The 19753-nt window shown below is 70.6% G+C and carries 17 protein-coding genes and 1 pseudogene; 5 read left to right on the top strand and 13 right to left on the bottom strand.

Going from position 1 to position 19753, the window contains the following annotated elements; all coding sequences use genetic code 11:
• The first annotated feature begins 11 nt into the window (after positions 1-11).
• Both J2N69_RS29700 and J2N69_RS29695 read left to right on the top strand, forming a co-directional pair.
• The gene (locus tag J2N69_RS29700) at positions 12-869 is read left to right on the top strand and encodes an SCO6745 family protein (RefSeq protein ID WP_230903431.1); all 858 of its coding nucleotides are present in this window, start codon (positions 12-14) and stop codon (positions 867-869) included.
• Between the two features lie 75 nt (positions 870-944).
• Positions 945-1475 carry a GNAT family N-acetyltransferase gene (locus tag J2N69_RS29695; protein ID WP_230903430.1) on the top strand — a complete coding sequence of 177 codons (531 nt, stop codon included), beginning with the start codon at positions 945-947 and terminating at the stop codon, positions 1473-1475.
• A 16-nt stretch (positions 1476-1491) separates the two neighbouring features.
• On the opposite strand, the gene J2N69_RS29690 is transcribed toward J2N69_RS29695, so the two are convergent.
• From J2N69_RS29690 to J2N69_RS29665, 6 genes and pseudogenes are all read right to left on the bottom strand, one after another.
• Positions 1492-1860 (bottom strand): nuclear transport factor 2 family protein, encoded by a 369-nt coding sequence (locus tag J2N69_RS29690; RefSeq protein ID WP_230903429.1) that lies wholly within the window; start codon positions 1858-1860, stop codon positions 1492-1494.
• The gene (locus J2N69_RS29685) at positions 1853-2404 is read right to left on the bottom strand and encodes a DUF1697 domain-containing protein (RefSeq protein WP_230903428.1); all 552 of its coding nucleotides are present in this window, start codon (positions 2402-2404) and stop codon (positions 1853-1855) included. The genes J2N69_RS29690 and J2N69_RS29685 overlap by 8 nt, the downstream gene beginning before the upstream one ends.
• A gap of 73 nt (positions 2405-2477) precedes the next feature.
• Entirely contained in the window at positions 2478-3686 is a 1209-nt protein-coding gene (locus J2N69_RS29680; RefSeq protein ID WP_230903427.1) for a S8 family peptidase, read from the bottom strand.
• A gap of 401 nt (positions 3687-4087) precedes the next feature.
• Positions 4088-5116, bottom strand: coding sequence for a CDP-alcohol phosphatidyltransferase family protein (locus J2N69_RS29675; RefSeq protein WP_230903426.1), 1029 nt, complete (start codon positions 5114-5116; stop codon positions 4088-4090).
• Between the two features lie 283 nt (positions 5117-5399).
• Positions 5400-6658: pseudogene (gene mgt, locus J2N69_RS29670) on the bottom strand (macrolide-inactivating glycosyltransferase).
• A gap of 27 nt (positions 6659-6685) precedes the next feature.
• Complete coding sequence (locus J2N69_RS29665) at positions 6686-7087, bottom strand: MarR family winged helix-turn-helix transcriptional regulator (RefSeq protein ID WP_230904930.1); 402 nt, start codon at positions 7085-7087, stop codon at positions 6686-6688.
• A 216-nt stretch (positions 7088-7303) separates the two neighbouring features.
• Here J2N69_RS29665 and J2N69_RS29660 point away from each other — a divergent pair, with 216 nt between their 5' ends.
• A complete protein-coding gene (locus J2N69_RS29660; protein ID WP_230903424.1) occupies positions 7304-8368 on the top strand; it encodes a hypothetical protein in 1065 nt (354 codons plus the stop codon).
• Between the two features lie 599 nt (positions 8369-8967).
• Here the strand turns inward: J2N69_RS29660 and J2N69_RS29655 are convergent.
• From J2N69_RS29655 to J2N69_RS29645, 3 genes are read right to left on the bottom strand one after another with little or no spacing between them, the layout of a single operon-like run.
• Positions 8968-10269, bottom strand: a complete 1302-nt coding sequence (locus tag J2N69_RS29655) for an ABC transporter substrate-binding protein (protein WP_230903423.1) — start codon at positions 10267-10269, stop codon at positions 8968-8970.
• Complete coding sequence (locus J2N69_RS29650) at positions 10266-11102, bottom strand: carbohydrate ABC transporter permease (protein WP_408056830.1); 837 nt, start codon at positions 11100-11102, stop codon at positions 10266-10268. The genes J2N69_RS29655 and J2N69_RS29650 overlap by 4 nt, the downstream gene beginning before the upstream one ends.
• Complete coding sequence (locus tag J2N69_RS29645) at positions 11099-12022, bottom strand: carbohydrate ABC transporter permease (protein WP_408056829.1); 924 nt, start codon at positions 12020-12022, stop codon at positions 11099-11101. Before J2N69_RS29645 ends, J2N69_RS29650 begins: the two co-directional genes overlap by 4 nt.
• A gap of 180 nt (positions 12023-12202) precedes the next feature.
• On the opposite strand from J2N69_RS29645, the gene J2N69_RS29640 reads away from it, so the two are divergent.
• Positions 12203-13066 carry a phosphotransferase enzyme family protein gene (locus tag J2N69_RS29640; protein ID WP_230903422.1) on the top strand — a complete coding sequence of 288 codons (864 nt, stop codon included), beginning with the start codon at positions 12203-12205 and terminating at the stop codon, positions 13064-13066.
• A gap of 3 nt (positions 13067-13069) precedes the next feature.
• Here the strand turns inward: J2N69_RS29640 and J2N69_RS29635 are convergent, their stop codons facing one another.
• From J2N69_RS29635 to J2N69_RS29620, 4 genes are all read right to left on the bottom strand, one after another.
• Entirely contained in the window at positions 13070-13780 is a 711-nt protein-coding gene (locus J2N69_RS29635; protein ID WP_230903421.1) for a 3'-5' exonuclease, read from the bottom strand.
• Between the two features lie 136 nt (positions 13781-13916).
• A complete protein-coding gene (locus J2N69_RS29630) occupies positions 13917-15167 on the bottom strand; it encodes an SAV2148 family HEPN domain-containing protein (protein ID WP_127909322.1) in 1251 nt (416 codons plus the stop codon).
• A 104-nt stretch (positions 15168-15271) separates the two neighbouring features.
• Entirely contained in the window at positions 15272-16582 is a 1311-nt protein-coding gene (locus J2N69_RS29625) for a copper amine oxidase (RefSeq protein WP_230903420.1), read from the bottom strand.
• Between the two features lie 109 nt (positions 16583-16691).
• Positions 16692-17480 carry a Tat pathway signal sequence domain protein gene (locus J2N69_RS29620; RefSeq protein WP_127909321.1) on the bottom strand — a complete coding sequence of 263 codons (789 nt, stop codon included), beginning with the start codon at positions 17478-17480 and terminating at the stop codon, positions 16692-16694.
• Between the two features lie 157 nt (positions 17481-17637).
• On the opposite strand from J2N69_RS29620, the gene glgX reads away from it, so the two are divergent.
• A complete protein-coding gene (glgX, locus tag J2N69_RS29615) occupies positions 17638-19746 on the top strand; it encodes a glycogen debranching protein GlgX (protein WP_230903419.1) in 2109 nt (702 codons plus the stop codon).
• Positions 19747-19753: the final 7 nt, after the last annotated feature.

The following is a 19753-nucleotide window of genomic DNA, read 5'->3' as shown; positions in this document are numbered from 1 at the left end:
CTTGTGGGTTCATGACCCCGAGTCGTTCCCGCACGCTCTGGCTGCGGACCGAACCCCTGCACGCGGTGATCTACTTCGATGAGCGCTGCCGCCGCCTCGGCCGGGCGGTGGGCCTCAAGGGCTTCTGGATGGGGTACTTCGCCGCCCGCACCGCGCCGATGGGCCGCGTGGGGCCCGGTGTCGCCTCGGCGGCGCTCGGTGTCTTCGCGCCGGCCATGGTGGCGCGCGCCCTGCCGTCGGCCTGGGAGTACGCCTCGCCGGACCGCGTGGTCGAGGAGCGGGCCCGCCTGGCGGCACGCGCCCTGCGCCAACTGGTCCCGGACATCGCCGTGTTGACGACCTCCGCCAACGGCCCGCTGACGGCCCTGGTCGAGGAGGCTCCCCCGCTGGCCCGTCCGCTCTTCGCCGCCAACCGCGACCTGACGGACCGTGTGGACCCGGTCGAGCGCCTCTGGCAACTGGTCACCTGCGTACGGGAGTTCCGCGGCGACGCCCACATCGCGGTCCTCGCCGACCACGGCCTGGACGCCCGCGAGGCCCTCGCCCTGGCCGCCGCGACCGGCCGGGTCGACGCGTCCCGCATCCGGCAGGACCGCGGCTGGACCGAGGAGGAGTGGCACACCGCGGCGGACCGCCTGCGCGGCCGGGGCCTGATCGACGCGGCGGGCCGGGTGACCGAACGGGGCCTGACGGAACGCGAGTCGGTGGAGGACGACACGGACCGCCTGACCGACCGCCTCCTGCGCCCCCTCCCCACCCCCACGACGGACACCCTCCTGAAGGCCCTCCACCCGGCCTCCCGCGCCATCGTGAACTCCGGCATCATGCCGTTCCCCAATCCGATCGGGTTGCCGCGGGTGGTGGGGTGAAAGGCGCGGCCCGGTGACCAGAGGGCACGGTGAAACCGCTTGCCCCTCCCCGTCCCTCCCCCTACCGTCTCGCGGATGACACCCGAACTGCGGTCCGAACGTCTCTTGCTCTCGGCTTATGTCGCCGCCGATGAGCCGCACTTTGTCGCGCTGTTCCAGGACGCGGCGGTGGGCCGCTGGTTCGGGGACGGGGTGCAGAGTGCCGCCGAGGACCGGGCTCTGTTCGGGCGGATATTCAGCCTCGTCTACGCCGAGGAGCGCTTTCCCGTCTGGGCGGTCCGGTACGCGGGGCGCTATGTGGGGCACGCCGAGATCAAGCCCTCCCCGGAGAGCTGGCTCGACGGTCACGAGATCGTCTACGGGCTGACCAGGGAGAGCTGGGGGCTCGGGCTCGGAACCGAGCTGGCGCAGCTCTTGACGGCGTACGGCCATGAGACGCTGGGGCTCACCGAGGTGCACGCGACCGTGGACTCGGAGAACACCGCCTCCCTCGCCGTCCTCAAGCGGCTCGGCTACACGCAGGACCGTACGGTGCCCGAGGACAACGGCAGGACCACCCTGCTGCTCACCTCCCGGCCGGCCGCGCCGCCGCCCGTCGGCGGCTGAGACCGCCCCGCACCTCTCAGCCTTCGGTGAACGGCGTCCCCTGGTGGAACCAGAGCCGCCACCCGTCGTCCGTGCGCCGCCACAGCGAACTGCGGTGCGCCCGACGGCCGTTGTCGTCCGTGTCGAAGGTGAGGTGCACCAGGTCGTCGGCGAGCTGGACGCCCCGCATCCGCGAGGTCGTCGTGGGGCGGCTCGCGGGCTCGGGGGCGGCCGTGAGGACCCGTACGATCGAGTTCCGGTCCCAGCGTGTCCCGGACGCCCCGAACTCGGTGAACTCGGGGTGCAGCAGCGCCCCGAAGAGGTCGGGCGAGGCGCGCACCTCGGGGTCCAAGAGGCGCAGTTCGCCCTCGATGGCGGCTGCCACGGCGGGGGTGCGGTCAGTCACGGGTCATCTCCACGAGCCGGGTGACGGTGTTCCAGTTGCGGGTGGTGGCGACGAGGCCCTTGGTCAGGCCGGGCCGCGACAGCTGTGCGGCGAGCTTGGAGCGGCCGAGCCCGTCGGGCGCGTAGAGGTAGAGGGCACGGTCGCCGAGTCTGAACTCCTCGGGGAGGTACGTGCTTTGGTCGATGGCGGCGAAACGGTCCGCGTCGACCGGCGCGGAGAAGTAGGTGACGTGGAGCTGCTTGGCCTCAAGGGTGGCGGCCGGGAAGGGGCAGGCGTCCGCCACCGCCCGCAGATACGCGCCGTCCCGCACCAGGACGTCCACGGCGAAGCCGAACTTCCCCTCGATCGCCGCCCCGAGCCGCGCGGCGAGCGACTCCTCGTCCCCGTGGGCCGCGGTGAAGACGGCGTTGCCGCTCTGCAGGTACGTCTGTACGCCGCCGTGCCCGAGCCCCTCAAGGAGCGCGCGGAGCCGGGCCATCGGCACCTTCTTGTGGCCGCTCACGTTGATGCCGCGCAGCAGCGCCGCATATGTCTTCGTCACCATGCGCACACGATAGAGCGGCCGCCGTGCCCCGTGGGGGTGGGCACGACAACCGCGGCTCAGCGGGTGCCGAGGGTCACTCGACGACCTTCAGGAGCTTGTTGGGCGTGCCCTCGCTCGGGTTGGTGATCTTGTCGGGGGTGGCGCCGTCGGTCAGGGCCTTGGCGACGTCGGCGGGCTTGGCGTCCGGGTGGGCGGCGACGTAGACGGCGGCGGCGCCCACGACGTGCGGGGTCGCCATCGACGTACCGGAGATCGTCTTGGTGGCGTCGTCACCGGTGTTCCAGGCGGACGTGATGTCCGAGCCCGGGGCGTAGATGTCCACGACGGAGCCGAAGTTGGAGAAGTCCGACTGCTGGTCGTCCTTGGTGGAGGAGGCGACGGTGATGGCCTCCTTCACGCGGGACGGGGAGCCCTGGGAGGCGTCGGCCGACTCGTTGCCGGCGGCCACCGCGAAGGTGACGCCCGAGGCGATCGCCTTCTGGACGGCCGCGTCGAGCGCCTCGTCCGCGCCGCCGCCGAGGCTCATGTTGGCGACGGAGGGGCCCTGGTGGTTCTTGGTGACCCAGTCGATGCCCGCGACGACCTGCTCGGTGGTGCCCGAGCCGTTGTCGTCGAGCACGCGAACGGCGACGATCTTGGCCTTCTTGGCCACGCCGTGCGCCTCACCGGCGATGGTGCCGGCGACGTGCGTGCCGTGGCCGTTGCCGTCGTCGGCGTTGTCGTCGTTGTCGATGGCGTCGAAGCCGGAGACGGCACGGCCGCCGAAGTCCTTGTGGCTGACGCGGACACCCGTGTCGATGACGTACGCGGTGGCACCCTCACCGGCCGCGTCCGGGTAGGTGAACTTCTTGTCGGCCGCGGTGTCCGCCTGGTCGATGCGGTCCAGGCCCCACGACGGCGGGTTGTCCTGGGTGGCGTCGATGGTGAACTTCTTCGACTGGACGACCTTGCCGACGGCCGGGTCGGCGGCCAGGCGCTTGGCCTCGGTCTCGCTCAGGCCCTTGGCGGAGAAGCCGTTGATCGCGGAGGAGTAGTTCCGCTTCAGCTCGCCGCCGTACTCCTCGGCGAGGTCGGACTTGGCGTCCTTGTCCGCCTTCTCGTCGAGCATCACGATGTAGCTGCCGGCGACGGCGCCCTTGGCGTCCGCGCCGTAGACCTTGCCCTCGGCGGGGGTGGCCGCGCCGGCGAAGGAGGTGGCGAAGACGCTCACACCGACCGCGGTGGCGGCGGTGGCTATCGCGGCGGTGAGCTTCATCGTGCGGGCACGCTTGTGTGTTGCCATGAAGAGGGGTCTCCTCAGTGCTGTGTGGGGGGTTGTGGGGGGTATTCAGATGTTCAGCTGTCTTGTCGGGCGCGTGCCGCCACGACAAGTTCATCGCGACGCGCCCTGACGCCCGGAAGATCTCCGGGTGTTGGGACGAAACCCTGACCGATTGACGCGCGCAGATCAATACCTACATGCAGCTGTGACTTGCTCAACAAGGTTCTGTAATCACAAACCGGTTGCGGTCGCTACGGAACGGACATCCGGGGGCCCACTCGCCCCAACTCCGGGTAACACGAAGCACTTTGCGCCAAGCACTTTGCGCCATACGCGCGATGCCGGGCTGCCGGGGGAAGTCCCCGGCAGCCCGGCATCGCACCGGCTCCGCAGCCCGCACCGGCCGCACCGGCCCGGCACGGTCAGACCGCGACCGGCGCCTTCTGCTCCTCGAAGGAGTCGATGGTGCGCGTGAAGTCCCGGGTGGAGAGCAGCAGCTTGTAGATGATGGCGAGCTCGAAGACGAGGAGGAGCGCGCCGGACACGATCGTCGCGGGCATCACCACGTCGAAGAGCGGGCCGATCATGAAGACGCCCATCTGGAACTCGATGCCGCTCACCAGGTGCGCGCGGATGCGGTGGCGCAGCAGGAAGGAGCGGGCCCGCAGATAGGCCGGGAACTTGCGCCGGAACTCCTGGTGCAGGTCGATCACCTGAGGCTTGCGGGCCACCGGTGCCGCCTCCCCGTCGGCACCGGCGTCCCCGGGCGCCTGCGGGTCATGGGGTACCTGCGGGTCGTAGGGCGCCTGCGGGTCGTAAGGCGCCTCGCCCGCGGCCCGCTGGAGGTCCTGCTCGATGTCCGCCGAGGGGTTGTCCCGCAGCAGGTCCTCCATGAAAGCCAGCTCCGCCTCGTTCTGCGCGCGCCGCGCGGCCCGCATGCGGGCCTTGATCTGCTTGCGCATGGTGTGGCGGATCTTGAAGATCTCCAGCGAGTTGATGTACCGCAGGGTGTCGAGCGCGACCACGGCGAGCGCGAGCCAGATGTACAGGGTGTCGCCCGTGCGCTCGTACTGGCCGCCCATGAGGGCGACGCCGCACACCATGACGCGGATGCGGTCGAAGACGAAGTCGAGCCAGGCGCCGAAGACCGAGCCCTGCCCGGTGAGGCGGGCGACCTTGCCGTCCATGCAGTCGAGGATGAAGCTCAGGTGGTAGATGACGGCGCCGAGGGCGAGCCACTTCCAGTCGCCGAACGCGAAGCACGCGGCGGAGCCGAGACCGAGAAGGAACGCGCCCCACGTGATCTGGTTGGGCGTGATCCTCGTGTGCATCGCGGTGAACCGCACGAGCGGCGTGGCGACCGGGTCGACAAGCAACACGGTCCACCACGCGTCGCGCTTCTTCTGAGTGATGCGACGCACCTCGGCGAGGGGCGGTATATCTCGACGCATGGGGGTCAACTTCCTGGCGTTCGACGAAAGTTCATCTCACGCTAAGGAGGGTTTCGCCCAAGGAACAAGATCTACGGAGTGCAACCTTTCACCGGGGGTAACGGTCAACCTTTCGAATCGAGTCCATGGCCATTCCAGGACATTGGTGCGTTACCAGAGCGTTATCGAATGGCGGGAACGGCCAACTACATTACGGAGCGTCAGGTCGAGGCGGAGTCGCGAGGCGTCCCGCCGGGGCCGCGTCGCAGGGTGACGCGTCAAGGCCGCGCCGCAGGGCGTCCCCTCAGTACCGCTCGACCCGTGCCTTCGCCTGCGCCAGCTCCGCCTCGATGAGGTCGGCCGCCATCCGCGTCCCGCCCTCCGCCGCCATCGACTCCTGGATGCCGGCCAACTTCCGGGCGACCTCCGCGTCCTCGACCAGTGCGAGCACCGCCTCGCGCAGGGTCTCGGCGGTCGCCTCCTCCTTCGGCAGATGCCGGGCGACACCGAGCCCCTGCAACATGTCGGCGTTGCTGAACTGGTCGGTGGCCTGCGGCACGGCCACCATCGGGGTCGCGGTGGCGAGCCCCTCCTGGCTGCCGCCCGCGCCGGCGTGGGTGATGAACGCGTCCGCCTTCCTGAGGACCGCCAGCTGCGGCACCCACGGGTGCACTTCCACGTTCGCGGGCAGTTCGCCGAGGTCGCCCGCGTCGACGTGCTTGCCGATCTGGAGCACCATGTGCCAGCCCGGCAGGTCCCCGAAGGCCTTGACGCACTCGCGGTAGAAGTCGGGCTGCTTGGTGAAGGCCGAGCCGAGCGATACGAGCAGCACCTTCCGCGCGCCGGCGGGCCGCTGCCACTCCCCCTGCTCCGCGCGCTCGCCCTGGCAGGCGCCGACGAAGGTGTGCACACTCTCGTCTACGCGGTCGGCGTGCGGCTGCAGCGCCTTGGGGATCAGCACCAGGGAGCGCGGGGGCCTGGCGACGAAGGAGTCGGGGGTCTGGGCGATGCCGTTCTCCGCGAGCCAGGAGGTGAAGCGCGCCAGGTAGGCCTGTCCGCGCTCGGACGCCTTCAGCTGCGCCTGCATCGGCGCGGCGACCTCCTCCTCGTATCCGTCCCAGGCGACGAGGTTCGGCGAGAGGGAGATCTCGGGGACGCCCCAGCGGCGGGCCAGGACGCGCGCCGGGTAGGACGTGATGTCGTACAGGACGAGGTCGGGTTCGTCGCCCTCATAGGCGCGGGCCAGCTCCGGCAGCGTCCGGATCGCGTCGGTGAGGAACGGTTCGAGGTTGTCGACCAGTTCCGTGCCCCAGGCCTCCGGGTCGTCGTCCGGTGACGGGAGGGTCGTCTCGTAGGGTCTGGGTTCGGCGCCGGTCTCGGCGACCTTCGCCGCGAAGGCGTGCGGGATGGCGTACGTGACGCGATGGCCGCGGGCGACGAGTTCCCGGATGACTTCCAGGCTCGGGTTCACGTGCCCGTGGGCGGCGATGGAGAACATGGCTATGTGGGCAGCACGAGGCGTGGTCATGCGCCCACTCTAACGAGACGAGACGTCTCGTGCAATCGGTCGTCCCCCTCCGCCGCCCCTGCCTACTCGCCCTCCGCCTCGCGCTCCGCGGCTTCGTTGTAGCGCAGCAGATACCCCGCGAACCGCGCCAGGTCGGGCCCGCTCCACTCCGCCAACCGCTCCTGGAACGCCACCCGGCGAGCGGCGCCGACCTGCGCCAGCACCTCGTGGCCGCGTTCGGTGAGGTGCAGTACGTGCACCCGGTGGTCGGCCGGGTCGAGCCGCCGCTCGACGAGACCGGCCTTCTCCAGCGCCCCCACCTGCCGGCTGATCGTCGACTTGTCGAGGGTGTAGTGCGCGGCCAGATCCGTGGCCCGGCAGCCGCCCTGGTGCTCCAGGTGGCCGAGCAGCGTGAAGGAGACCAGTGACAGCTCGGGATGCATCCGAGCGGCGGTGGCACGTGCCCGCCGGGCGAAGGCCGTCATCTCCCGCTGGATGATCTCGATGGAGTCGTCCCGCGCCCCGCCGCCCGGCCCGGACCTGTCCCGCTGGGTCACGATTTCTCCCTCTCCCTAGATGGTTGTAGAGTACAACATAAGGAAGGGTTGCATATACCAACCATCTGCGCCCATCGGCTGTGCCGATCTGCCGCACCCGACTGCCGTGCCCATCTGTCCCGACCACCCGAACCGGAGTGCTCCATGTCCGCCACCGCGGAAGCCGCCCCTCGAACACGCGACGTCCTGCGTCACGTACTCCTCCACCTGGTGACACCCCTCCTCATGTGCCTCGGCATGGGCCTCGCCTACATGGGCGCCTTCGTCACCCCCGAGCCGAACGACATGCCGGTCGCCGTCGTCGGCTCGGGTCCGCAGGCCAAGGTCCTCGCGCAGACCGTCGAGGACAAGGCGGGCGACGCGCTCGACGTGCGCACGCTCCCCGACCGCGAGCACGCCGTCGACGCGCTCAAGTCCCTGGACGTCGCCGGGGCCTTCGTGCCCGACGCCAGGACGCCCGAGCTGATCGTGGCCTCCGCCGGGTCCGACATGAGCGCGTTGGCGGCGCAGAAGATCTTCACGCCGATCGCGGCGAAGCAGGGCGCTCCGCTGAAGGTCACCGATGTGGCGGCGCCGGTCGCCGACGACCCGACGGGGCAGGGCCTGTTCTTCCTGCTCGTCGCCGTCAGCATCGGCTCGTACGCCTCCGTCGCCGTGCTCGGCGCCGCCGGGGCGGGGCTGCGGATGCGGGCCCGCGCGGGCCTGGTCGTGGGGGTCTCCTTCGCCGTCAGCCTGATCGGCGCGGCGCTCGCGGGGCCGATCTTCCACCTGGCGCACCAGGGCCTGTGGGGCGTGTGGGCGATGTGCTGGCTCTACTCGGCCGGGGTCCTCTTCATCGGCGTAGGCCTGCACACCTTCCTCAAGCGCTGGACGACGCTGACGATGATGGTGCTGTTCGTAATGCTCAACTTCACGACGTCCGGCGGCCTGTTCCGGCCCGAGCTGCAGAACGGCTTCTTCGGCTCACTGCACGCGTTCTGGAACGGCGCAGGCTTCGTCGAGGGCGTCCGCAGCCACCTCTACTTCGGCGGCCACGACCTCGGCTCGCACGTCTGGACGCTGGCCGGCTGGCTGGCGCTCGGGCTGCTGCTCGTCGCCGTCGCGGGGCTCTGGGAGCGGCGCGGGCGCGGGGCGGCGCGGGTCGCGGCCTCCCGCGCGGCGGAGCGGGCTGACCAGGAGGAGGAGATGGAGGAGTCGGTCGGGGTGTGACGACTCCGGCTCCCCGCCGACGGCCGCATCAGGACCCCGCCAGGCGCGTACGTCACGCTGCCGCTGTCCGACAGCCGCGTCGGGCGGCGGCAGCGTGTACCCGGCAGATCGTGGGTTCGACCGGACCGTGTCCGTACGACCGTCAAGCGTGCCTGTACGAGCGCCAGGCGTGTCTGTACGACCGTCAGGCATGCGCCGAGGAGGCAGAGGGAGCCCGGTAGACCCGGGTAGGCCGAGTAAGCCAGGCAGCCCGAGTAGGCCGAGCAGGCCAGGCAGGCCGAGCAGGCCAGGCAGCCCCGGTAGCCCGGGTGCCCGGGTAGGCCGAGCAGCCCAAGTAGGCCAGGCAGGCCAAGCAGGCCAAGTAGGCCAGGCAGGCCGGGTAGGCCGGGTGCCCGGGTAGCCCGGGTGCCCGGGTAGGCCGAGCAGGCCAGGCAGGCCGGGCAGCCCCGGTAGCCCGGTGAGAGCCAGGGCGGCGGTCGTCCGGGCGGCCGCGCTCGCGGTGGTCCCGGCCCGCCAGTGTGGCCGTGGAGCGGCACGCAGGCGAAGTGGCCCTCGGGGGGACGCCGGCAGCGCACCCCCCTCCCCCGAGACACAACCCCCTACCGCTGATACCGCGCCAGCACCAGATTGCCGTCCTTCACCAGCCGCTTCCGCAGCTCGTCGAGGCCGATCGCCCCGCTGTAGTACTCCTGGAACGCGGGGGTGGCGACCTTGTCCTTCCACTCCGGGTAGCCCCGCACCGACTGGGCGGGGGCCGGGCGCAAGGCCTTGGCGAGGGCCGTGCCCACCGCCCAGTCGTTCTTCTCCGTGCGCAGGGCGGGGTCCTTCAGGGCCTTCTCGCCGGTCGGCAGCATCCAGTCGCCGCGCGCCAGCTTCACCATGTTCTGCGGCTGGAGGAAGAAGTCGATGAACGCGGCCGCCTCCTTCTTGTGCGGGCTGTCCTCGGAGACGGACAGGGTCTGCGGGCTGACCCCCTGCGCGAGCCCCTCGGACCCGGCGGGCGCGGGAAGCACCTGCCAGTCGAAGCCCTCGGGGGCCTGCTGCGCGATCTGCTGACGGTACGAGAAGCCGAGCGGGACCATCGCGTACTTGCCGCCGAAGAAGCCGGGCAGGGTGTCGGAGCCGCCCATGCCGAGGGTCGTGCCGGAGGCGCTCTTGTCGTTGTTGACCTGGTCGTGGACCGTGCGGGGCATGATCTCGTCGGCCTTGCCGAAGCGGACGTCGACCTTGCCGTCCGCGCCGCGGTGGAACATCCGCCCGCCTGCCGACAGGGAGAGGTTGAGCGTCGCGGAGACCGGTTCCTTCAGGGGCCAGGCGACGCCGTACTTCCCGTCCTCGCCGTCACCCAGCTCCTTGGTGACGTCCCGGAACTCCCGCCAGCTCCACGGCTTTTCGGGGGTCGGAATCCGTACGCCCGACTTCTTCAGCCACTTCGCGTTGGCGATCAGGACGCGCGGCTCCTGGAGGAACGGCACGCCGTACACCTTGCCGCCGAAGGTCGTCGTCTCCCAGCTGCGCCGCGGGATGTCGGACTTGAGGCGGTCGGGGAGCAGCTCGCCGAGGTCCGCGAGATAGCCCCCGTACGCGAAGTCGGCGAGGTCGTCCGAGGCGTCGTGGATGATGTCGGGCGCCTCGCCGCCCTCGAAGGAGGTGAGCAGCTGGTCGTGGACGCTGTCCCAACTGCCCTGGACGTACTCGACCTCGACGTCGGGATGGGTGGCGTTCCACTCCTCGACCAGGGCCTTGTTGGCGTCGACGGACTCCTTCTGCCAGGCGAGGGACTGGAACCGGAGGGTGATCTTCCCGTCGTGGCCGTCGTCGGAGCCGCCGCCGCACCCGCTCAGGAGCAGGGCGAGAGCGCTGACGGCGGCGGCCAGCAGGCGGGGTGTCGTGCGCCTCATGCCTTCACCGCCCCGGCCAGCATGCCGCCCGTGATCCGCTTCTGGATGATCGCGAAGATGACCAGCGAGGGGATGGTCGCGAGAAACGCCGCGGCGGCGAGCGGCCCGAGGTCCGCGACGCCCTCGGCGCCGATGAAGCGGTTGAGGATGACCGGCAACGTCTGCTTCTCCGGGGTCTTGAGCAGGACGAGCGCGAAGAAGAACTCGTTCCACGCGGTGATGAAGGCGAACATCGCCGTGGCCACGACGCCGGGCGCCAGCAGCGGGGCGACGACCGACACGAACGTCCGGACCCTGCCCGCGCCGTCCACCGCCGCCGCCTCCTCCAACTCGGCGGGGACCGCGCGGACGTACCCGACGAGCATCCACAGCGCGAAGGGCAGCGACCACACCACGTACACCATGACCAGGCCGAGCAGGGAGTTGATCAGGTGGAGGTTCTTCAGGATCAGGAAGAGCGGGATGATGATCAGGACGAACGGGAACGCCTGGCTGATCACCACCCAGCCGGTGGCCGCCTTCGCGAGGCGCGTGCGGCGTCTGGCCATGACGTACGCCATCGGGGTCGCGATGACGACGGCGATCAGGGCCGCGCTGACCGCCGCGACGAGGGAGTTCCCCGCGGCCTGGAGGAGCGGCTGCTCGTCGAAGGCCTGCCGGAAGTTGTCCAGCGTCGGGTCCTTCGGAATCCAGGTGGGGTGCAGGCTGCCCAGTTCCCGCGCGGGCTTGAAGGCCGTGGAGATCAGCCAGAGGAACGGGAAGGCCAGGAAGACCAGATAGGCGGCGAGTGCCACGTACTGCGCGGCGCGCGTCGACTTCTTCGTGCGCATCATGCCTCGTCGCCTCCCTTCAGCCGGCCCGCGAGGTAGCAGGCGAGGATCACGGAGATCACGGCGACCATCACGCAGCCCATGGCCGCGGCGTAGCCGAACTGGCCGTAGCGGAAAGCTTCTTCGTAGGCGAAGAGCATGGGTAGGCGGGTGCGGCCGCCGGGGCCGCCCTGGGTGAGGACGTAGACCAGGGCGAAGGAGTTGAAGTTCCAGATGAAGTTGAGCGCGGTGATGGCGAGGGCGATCGGCCTGATCGCGGGCCAGGTGACCGTGCGGAAGCGGCGCCAGGTGCCCGCGCCGTCCATCGCGGCGGCCTCGTGCAGCTCGCGCGGCGTGTTCTGGAGACCCGCCAGCAGCGCGACGGTGGTCTGCGGCATACCCGCCCAGACGCCGACGACGATCACGGCGAGGAGCGCGGTGCCCGTACCGGTCAGCCAGTCCTTGCCGTCGCCGAGGCCGAGGTCGGCGAGTGTTTCGTTGAGGACGCCGGCGTCCGGGTGGTAGACGAGGCGCCACATGATGCCGACGACGACCTCGGGCATCGCCCAGGGGATGATCGCGAGCGCCCGCGCCAGCCAGCGGAAGCGCAGGTTCTGGTTGAGCAGCAGCGCGAGGCCGAGCGCGAGCAGGAATTGCGGCACGGTGACGCCGACCGCCCACAGCAGGCCGATGCGGAACGAGTCCCAGAACAGCGTGTCGTGCAGCAGGTCCTGGAAGTTGAGGGCGCCGATCCACTGGGTGGGTTCGGTGCGGCCCGACTGGGAGTCGGTGAACGCCAGCGCGATGCCGTAGAGGAGCGGGCCGACGCTGAGGACGAGGATCGGGATCAGCGCGGGCAGGACGAGGAACCACGCCCCGTGGTCCGCGGGCGGGCGGCCCGGCCTGCCTCTCGTCGGCCGCTTCGGCGCGGTCGCCAATGTCACGGAATCGGCTCCTTCGGGCGGCTCGTACGGGTCTGGCCGCCCCGGCGGCCCCCGTCATCGTGCTGATGTGATCTTGTTACGTCAAGCAGCTGGGCGTCCCGCGCACGGTGGTTGGCCTGTGCGAATGCGAGACTGTCGGCGAACGGGGCACCGGGGGCGGCAAGAACGGGAGGAACGGGGATGGACGAGGCACGGGCGCGGGACGTACTGGACGCGGCGGAGCTGACCGTTCCGGTACGCGGCGCCGAGTTGCTCGCGCTGGGCGAGAACGCGGTGTTCGGCGTCGGCGAACTGGTCGTCAAGGTCGGCCGCGCCGCCCCCGGACTCCTCGACCGGGCGCGGCGCGAGCTGGGCGTGGCCCGCTGGCTGGAGCAGGCGGACGTCCCCGCCGTACGGGCCGCCGAGAGCGAGCCGCGGATCGTGGACGGCCATCCCGTCACGCTCTGGCACCGGCTCCCGGCCGCCGTGCGCCCCGCCGAACCGCGCGACCTCGCCGCGCTGCTCCGTCTCGTACACGAACTCGAACCCCCCTCCTTTCCACTGCCGCGCCGCGAACTGCTCGGCGGCGTCGAGCGCTGGCTGCGGCTCGCGGGCGACGCCATCGACCCGTCCGACGCGGACTATCTGCGCGCACGCCGGGACGGCTTCGCCTCCGCCGCGGCCGCGCTCACCCCGCACCTGCCCCCGGGGCCGATCCACGGCGACGCGCTGCCGCGCAACGTCCTGGTCGGACCCGACGGCCCCATCCTCGCGGACCTGGAGACCTTCTCCCTCGACCTGCGCGAACACGACCTGGTCGTGCTGGCGCTCTCCCGCGACCGGTACGGACTCGCACCCGAGGCGTACGACGGGTTCGTGTCGGTGTACGGGTGGGACGTGCGGGAGTGGGAAGGGTGCGCCGTGCTGCGCGGGGCCCGGGAGACCGCCAGCTGCGCGTGGGTCGCGCAGCACGCGCCCGCCAACCCGAAGGCGCTTGCCGAGTTCCGGCGCCGGGTCGCGTCCTTGCGGGACGGTGACGCGACGGTCCGCTGGCACCCCTTCTGAGGGCTAGCCCACCGCCCGCAGGGGCCACGTCCCGTCCACCACCGCGTCCGGATTGCCCTTCTTGCGCAGGAAGTTCTGGAAGTCCGCCGCCCACTCCGCATACCACTCGACCTGGCGGCGGTGCAGCTCCGCCGGGCCGAGGGAGGCGACCTTGGGATGGCGGTCGGCTATCGCGCAGGCCAGGCGGGCCGCGGCCTGGGCGTCGGCCGCCGCGTCATGGGCGGCCTCCAGGACCACGCCGTACTCCGTGCAGACCGCCTCCAGATTCCGCTTGCCCCTGCGGTAGCGGTCCACGGAGCGGTCGATGGTGTACGGGTCTATGACCGGGCCGGGCTCCGCGCCGCCGAGCCTCTCCCGCAGGGACGGCAGGCCATACCTCCGCAGCTCCGCGGAGAGCAGGCTCAGGTCGAAGACCGCGTTGTACGCGATGACCGGGACGCCCGACTGCCAGTACGCGACGAGGACCTCCGCGAGCGCGTCCGCCACGGCGTCGGCGGGTCTGCCCTCGGCCGCCGCGCGTTCGTTCGTGACGCCGTGGACCGCGACCGCTTCGGCCGGGATCGGAACCCCCGGGTCCGCCAGCCAGGTGCGGTGCCCCAGCGTCTCGCCGGCCTTGACCTCGATCACCGCCGCGGTGACGATGCGCGCCTCGTCCGGGTCCGTCCCCGTCGTCTCCAGGTCGAACCCGATCAGCAGCTCCTGGTGCCAGCCCATGGCCGCCCCCTTCTTCGTGGTGCTTTCCCCCAGTGACCACCACGATCCCATGCGCCACTGACAATCCGAGGGGCGCATTCCGCTTCCAGGGCCCCAGCTGGGTCGGACCGGGGCCGGACCGGGGGTCAGGCGTCACTCAGGACACCGGCCGCGAGTCCGCCCACGCCACCTCGAACTCCTCGCGGTATGTCGGGAATAGCCCGCTCTCCCCCACATCGCCCGTATCGCCCGGTCTCAGCACGCGGCCGCCGCCGCGCAGCACCAGCACCGGCGCCTCCATCCCGCGCGTCCTGCGCAGATACGACTGGACGACGGCGATGCCGTCCGCCCCGTCGCCGTCCACCAGATACGCGGTGAAGCGCGGCGTCTCGTCGAAGACCTGGATCTCGAAGGCGCCGGGATCGCGCAGCCGGGCCCGCACCCGCCGCATGTGCAGGATGTTCATCTCGACCGAGCGGCTCAACTCGCCCTTCTTGATGCCCAGCTCGCGCTCCCTGCGCTTGACCGCGCTGCTCGCCGGGTTCAGGAAGAGCAGCCGCACCCGGCAGCCGGACTCGGCGAGCCGCACCAGCCGGCGCCCGGAGAAGTTCTGCACGAGGAGGTTGAGGCCGATGCCGATCGCGTCGAGCCGGCGGGCGCCGCCGAAGATGTCCTCGGCCGGAAACTGCCGCAGCAGCCGCACGCGGTCCGCGTGCACGGCCACCACGTCCGCGTACCGGTCGCCGACCAGGTCCTCGACGGCGTCGACGGGCAGGCGTCGCGCGGAGGGCGTGTCCGTACCCGCGCCGAGAATGTCCAGGAGCCGGGCCGAGGCGCGCTCGGCCTGGGCGAGCACCGCCTCGGACAGGGCGCGGTTGCGCGAGACGACGTTCCGGGTGACCTCCAGCTCGTCGAGGGCCAGCTCGACGTCGCGCCGGTCGTCGAGATACGGCTCGAAGCACGGCCAGTGCTGCACCATCAGCTCGCGCAGCTGCGGCAGGGTGAGGAAGCTGAGGACGTTGTCGTCCGCCGGGTCGAGCAGGTAGCCCTTGCGCCGGCTCACCTCGCGTACGGCGACGGCCCGCTGCACCCACTCCTGGCCCGCGGGGCCGGCGGCGGCCACCACCCACTCGTCGGCGTGGACGGGTTCGTAGACGGGACGCAGCACAGCGGCCACGACCGCGCGCAGCCGCTGTTCCACGAGATTCAGCCAGATGTAGGCCCGCCCGGCACGCTGGGCGCGCGTACGGACCTCGCGCCAGGCGTCGGTGCCCCAGTCCAGTTCCGGTCCGATCTGAGATCCCGTCTCCATCGGCCGGGCCAGCGACACCGCTCCGGCGGGTACGTCCGCGGAGCCCCCCTCGTGACCCTCGTCACCAGGAGGCAGCTCCCGCCCACCCGAGCTCACCCGCGCACCGCCTTCCGCTCCCCCTGGCCACTCCCCCGGTCAACGATCAAGGAAGGGTACTCCGGGAGCGGCGGACGGTGCAGCCGGATGCACAGGGTGTTTTCTCAACCGCCCGTCGGAGGCTGGCCGTTCTGGCCGGCCAGATCCTGCGGAGTGAGCGGGCTCATAGCGGTGACGTCGCGCGCTGCCAGCGAGAAGCCCTGCCAGTGGACCGGCATCGGCTGCTGGTCCTCGTCGCGCGCGATGTGGTGGAAGCCGATGTGCACCCAGGTGATGGGGTGCGTGAGGCTCTGGCCGTTCACCCACTTGTCGACACTGGACGGAGTGCCCGCCGGGCAGCCGATGTTGTTGCTCGCGTACTGCTCGCACTTCTTGTACTCGGTGAAGTACACGTCGTGCTTGGTGAAGGGCCGTCCGGCGTGCTTGTTGCTGGGGCCGGGCACGATCTCGTACGACCTGGGGTGGCCGTCCTTGTTCTTGCCCGCGCCGCTGACCACGCGCCACCAGCGCATGTCCTTGCGGTCGCCCGCCAGCTCCTTGGTGACCTTGGTGCGGGTGGTCTTGGTGGTGGGGCTGCCCTGGCCGGTGGGCGGGGTGACCGTGGAGTCGTACTGCTCGACCTTGGCCTTCGGGGAGCCGTCCAGGCCGAAGTTGAGCCGCCAGAAGACGTTGTGCGCGTGGCTCTCGGCCTTGGCCTGGTCGCCCTTGCCGATCGGCCAGCCACGGCTGTCGCCGCCGTCGTAGTCGTACGGGGAGAGGCTGCCGGTCGCACCCACGTTGGAGGTGATGGTGCCGTCCGACGAGAAGCGCCACTCGGTGATGTACTCGTACCAGGACGCCTTGTTGACGGTGTAGACGAGCAGGTCCTTGCCCTGGCCGGTGTAGACCTTGCCGGTGCCGCCGGTGCTCTCGTCGTCGTTCAGGCGGTACGCGTGCCCACGCGCGCGCGTGGTGGTGCACAGGCCCTTCACGTCGCCCCGGTGCGGGACCTTGACGGTCTTGATGGTGCCGCCGGGGCACTCGCCGGGCGAGAGGTTCTGCAGGGCCTGGCCGAAGTCGGTGCCGGTGACGTCGTCGTACTCGGCCTCGCCGTCGTCGTAGGGGACGTGCACCTGGGCGAGCCGGGCGCTGGTCAGGACGGGTATGGGCTTGGCCTCGCCCTTCGGCTGGTAGCTGATCTTGTCGAGTATCAGGCCGGAGAGCGTGTTGTAGTGCCAGCACATGCGCCAGGTCGTGCCGCCGTCGACGGTCTGCTCGATCTTGTAGGCGTCACTGCAGTCGGCCGCGGGCGCGTCGGGCGCCTTCGGGGCGGCGGAGGCGGGGGCGGCGAGGCCGAGGGCGCCGCCGAGGAGCGCGGTGACCGCGAGGGCCATGGTGGCCTGTTTGCGGGCGCGCGAGACTCTGTTGACGTGCATTGCGGAGTGGACTCCCTCGTACGAGGAGAAGGTGATGTCGGTGTGCCGGTGGACCGGCGTGTCGGCATGTCGGTGTGTCGGCGTGTCGGCGTGTCGGCGTGTCGCCGAATCAGCCGAGGCGGCCGACCTTGCGGGTGCTCAGGTCGACGACGAGGGACCGGGTGTCGATCCACGGGCCGTTCTTGACCTTCGTGACGACCTGGAGGCACCGGTGCTTGCCGCACTCGGTGAGGCCGGACGGCACGCGCTCGACGGTCTCCTTGCGGAAGACCATGCCGCTCAGCTGCAACTGGTCCGGGCCGGTCAGCTTCTTGCCGGTGGCGTGCTTGAAGTCCTGCTTCAGGCCCTTGCCGAGCGGATCGGCGATCAGCAGCCTGGCGCCCTCGACGAGTTCGTCCTGGCTGGGCGGCGGCTGGACGTTCTGCGCGGTGGTCGTGTCGTCCACCTTGCCGGTCTCCAGGTTGACCGTCTTGGTGACGACGGCGTCCTTCTTGTAGTCGTAGTAGACGACTTCGGCCCGGCGCGGCGCGGCCCCGGTGTCGTTCGGGTCGGGCTCGCTGAGGTTCGTGGACAGCAGCTGCGGGCCGCGGTCCCCCTCCACGTCCCGGGCACTGGCGCGCAGCTGCCCGCTGACCGAGGCCTTCTCCGCGCGCTCGATCTCCTCGTCGGTCAGCGGGTCGCTGCCGATCCCCTTCGCGCCCTCCTCGGGCGCGGCCTCGATGACACCGTCCTTGGCGACGGCGTCCTGCTTCGCCGCTGCCGCGTTGGCCCGGCGGTCCCCCGACTCGCCCGCCTCCGACCCCGGCAGGTTGACGCCCACCAGTACGGCGGTGGCGGTCGCCGCGACCGCCGCGCCCGCCACCACCTTCCCGAGGTGGCGTCTGACTATCTCTCGCACTGCTCCCCCTACTCCCCTGGCGCCCCATGGTTGGGCATGCCGAGTATGTGGTCAGACGGTTAGACGGCTTCAACTCAGGGGTGGTTGCTCCACTTTCGGGGAGACTCTGGCCAAAGTGGCCCCGCCCCGAGGGGGCATTAGTGAAAGAGTCGTATTCATGCAGGTCTGGCCTGGGCAGGCGTACCCCTTAGGTGCCACGTATGACGGAGCCGGCACGAATTTCGCGGTCTTCTCCGAGGCCGCAGAGCGCATGGAGCTGTGTCTCCTGCACGACGACGGGTCGGAGACGGCCGTCGAGCTGCGCGAGTCCGACGCGTTCGTGCGGCATGCCTACCTCCCCGGCGTCATGCCGGGACAGCGGTACGGCTTGCGGGTGCACGGCCCCTACGCACCCGAGCAGGGGCACCGCTGCAACTCCGCGAAGCTGCTGCTCGATCCGTACGCGCGCGCGGTGAGCGGACGCGTCGACTGGGGCGAGGAGGTGTACGGCTACCACTTCGAGGACCCCGGCAGGCGCAACGACCTGGACTCGGCGCCGCACATGATGACGTCGGTGGTCGTCAATCCGTACTTCGACTGGGGCGACGACCGGCCGCCCCGCACCCCGTACAACGAGACCGTGATCTACGAGGCCCATGTGAAGGGCCTGACGATGCTGCACCCGGAGCTCCCGGACGAGCTGCGCGGGTCGTACGCGGCGCTCGGGCATCCGGCGATCATCGAGCACCTGACGAAGCTCGGGGTGACCGCCCTGGAGCTGATGCCGGTGCACCAGTTCGTGAACGACCACCGCCTGGTGGACATGGGCCTCAACAACTACTGGGGCTACAACACCATCGGCTTCTTCGCGCCGCACAACACCTACGCCTCCTGGGGCGACCGCGGCGAACAGGTCCTGGAGTTCAAGCAGGCCGTGAAGGCGCTGCACGAGGCGGACATCGAGGTGATCCTCGACGTCGTCTACAACCACACCGCCGAGGGCAACCACCTGGGCCCCACCTTGTCCTTCAAGGGGCTGGACAACGCCTCGTACTACCGCCTCATGGACGACCCGCGCTACTACATGGACACCACGGGGACGGGCAACTCGCTCCTGATGCGCTCGCCGCACGTCCTCCAGATGATCATGGACTCGCTGCGGTACTGGGTCACGGAGATGCACGTCGACGGCTTCCGCTTCGACCTCGCGGCGACGCTCGCGCGGCAGTTCCACGAGGTGGACCGGCTGTCGTCGTTCTTCGACCTGGTGCAGCAGGACCCGGTGGTCAGCCAGGTGAAGCTGATCGCCGAGCCCTGGGACGTCGGCGAGGGCGGCTACCAGGTGGGCAACTTCCCGCCCCTGTGGACCGAGTGGAACGGCATGTACCGCGACACGGTGCGCGACCTGTGGCGGGGTGAGCCGCGCACCCTCGCGGAGTTCGCGTCCCGGCTGACCGGCTCCTCCGACCTCTACCAGGACGACGGGAGGCGTCCGCTGGCCTCGATCAACTTCACCACCTGCCACGACGGTTTCACGCTGCACGACCTCGTCTCGTACAACGAGAAGCACAACGAGGCCAACGGCGAGGGCAACAAGGACGGCGAGGGCCACAACCGCTCGTGGAACTGCGGGGCCGAGGGCGAGACGGACGATCCGGCCGTCCTCGCCCTGCGCGAGCGGCAGATGCGGAACTTCATCGCCACGCTCATGCTCTCCCAGGGCGTGCCGATGATCAGCCACGGCGACGAGTTCGCGCGCACGCAGGGCGGCAACAACAACGCGTACTGCCAGGACAACGAAGTGGCGTGGGTGCGCTGGCCGGACGGCGAGAGCCCGATCCTGGAGTTCACGCGCGCGATGGCGATGCTGCGGCGCGACCATCCGGTCTTCCGCAGGCGGCGGTTCTTCCACGGCCGGCCGGTGCAGGGCACGCGCGACGAACTGTCCGACATCGCCTGGTTCACCCCGGCGGGCACCGAGATGGAGGACAGCGACTGGAACGCCTCGCACATGCGGGCGCTGACCGTGTTCATGAACGGCAACGCCATCTCGGAGCCGGGGCCGCGCGGCGAGCGGATCTCCGACGACTCGTTCCTGCTGCTGTTCAACGCCTCGCCGGAACCACTGGAGTTCGTGGTGCCGGTCAACCACGGCCGTCAGTGGCAGGTCGTCGTCGACACGGCGTGCCCGGCAGGCGTGCCGGAGGGAGAGGGTGCGAAGGTGCGGGCCGGGGACCGGCTGACACTGACGGACCGGAGCCTGACGGTGCTGCACCGGCCTGCGTGAGGCGCGG

It is taken from the genome of Streptomyces huasconensis, assembly GCF_021028635.1.
Taxonomy (GTDB): domain Bacteria; phylum Actinomycetota; class Actinomycetes; order Streptomycetales; family Streptomycetaceae; genus Streptomyces; species Streptomyces huasconensis.
The sequence above is the reverse complement of the archived record's forward strand: the minus strand, read 5'-3'. Positions and strand labels throughout refer to the sequence as shown.

What these genes read in the sequence shown, in the direction of transcription:
- J2N69_RS29700 (WP_230903431.1), top strand. Translation starts at nt 12, where the DNA reads ATGACCCCGAGTCGTTCCCGCACGCTCTGGCTGCGGACCGAACCCCTG.
- J2N69_RS29695 (WP_230903430.1), top strand. Translation starts at nt 945, where the DNA reads ATGACACCCGAACTGCGGTCCGAACGTCTCTTGCTCTCGGCTTATGTC.
- J2N69_RS29685 (WP_230903428.1), bottom strand. Translation starts at nt 2,404, where the DNA reads ATGGTGACGAAGACATATGCGGCGCTGCTGCGCGGCATCAACGTGAGC.
- J2N69_RS29680 (WP_230903427.1), bottom strand. Translation starts at nt 3,686, where the DNA reads ATGGCAACACACAAGCGTGCCCGCACGATGAAGCTCACCGCCGCGATA.
- J2N69_RS29675 (WP_230903426.1), bottom strand. Translation starts at nt 5,116, where the DNA reads ATGCGTCGAGATATACCGCCCCTCGCCGAGGTGCGTCGCATCACTCAG.
- J2N69_RS29665 (WP_230904930.1), bottom strand. Translation starts at nt 7,087, where the DNA reads ATGACGGCCTTCGCCCGGCGGGCACGTGCCACCGCCGCTCGGATGCAT.
- J2N69_RS29660 (WP_230903424.1), top strand. Translation starts at nt 7,304, where the DNA reads ATGTCCGCCACCGCGGAAGCCGCCCCTCGAACACGCGACGTCCTGCGT.
- J2N69_RS29655 (WP_230903423.1), bottom strand. Translation starts at nt 10,269, where the DNA reads ATGAGGCGCACGACACCCCGCCTGCTGGCCGCCGCCGTCAGCGCTCTC.
- J2N69_RS29650 (WP_408056830.1), bottom strand. Translation starts at nt 11,102, where the DNA reads ATGATGCGCACGAAGAAGTCGACGCGCGCCGCGCAGTACGTGGCACTC.
- J2N69_RS29640 (WP_230903422.1), top strand. Translation starts at nt 12,203, where the DNA reads ATGGACGAGGCACGGGCGCGGGACGTACTGGACGCGGCGGAGCTGACC.
- J2N69_RS29635 (WP_230903421.1), bottom strand. Translation starts at nt 13,780, where the DNA reads ATGGGCTGGCACCAGGAGCTGCTGATCGGGTTCGACCTGGAGACGACG.
- J2N69_RS29625 (WP_230903420.1), bottom strand. Translation starts at nt 16,582, where the DNA reads ATGCACGTCAACAGAGTCTCGCGCGCCCGCAAACAGGCCACCATGGCC.
- glgX (WP_230903419.1), top strand. Translation starts at nt 17,638, where the DNA reads ATGCAGGTCTGGCCTGGGCAGGCGTACCCCTTAGGTGCCACGTATGAC.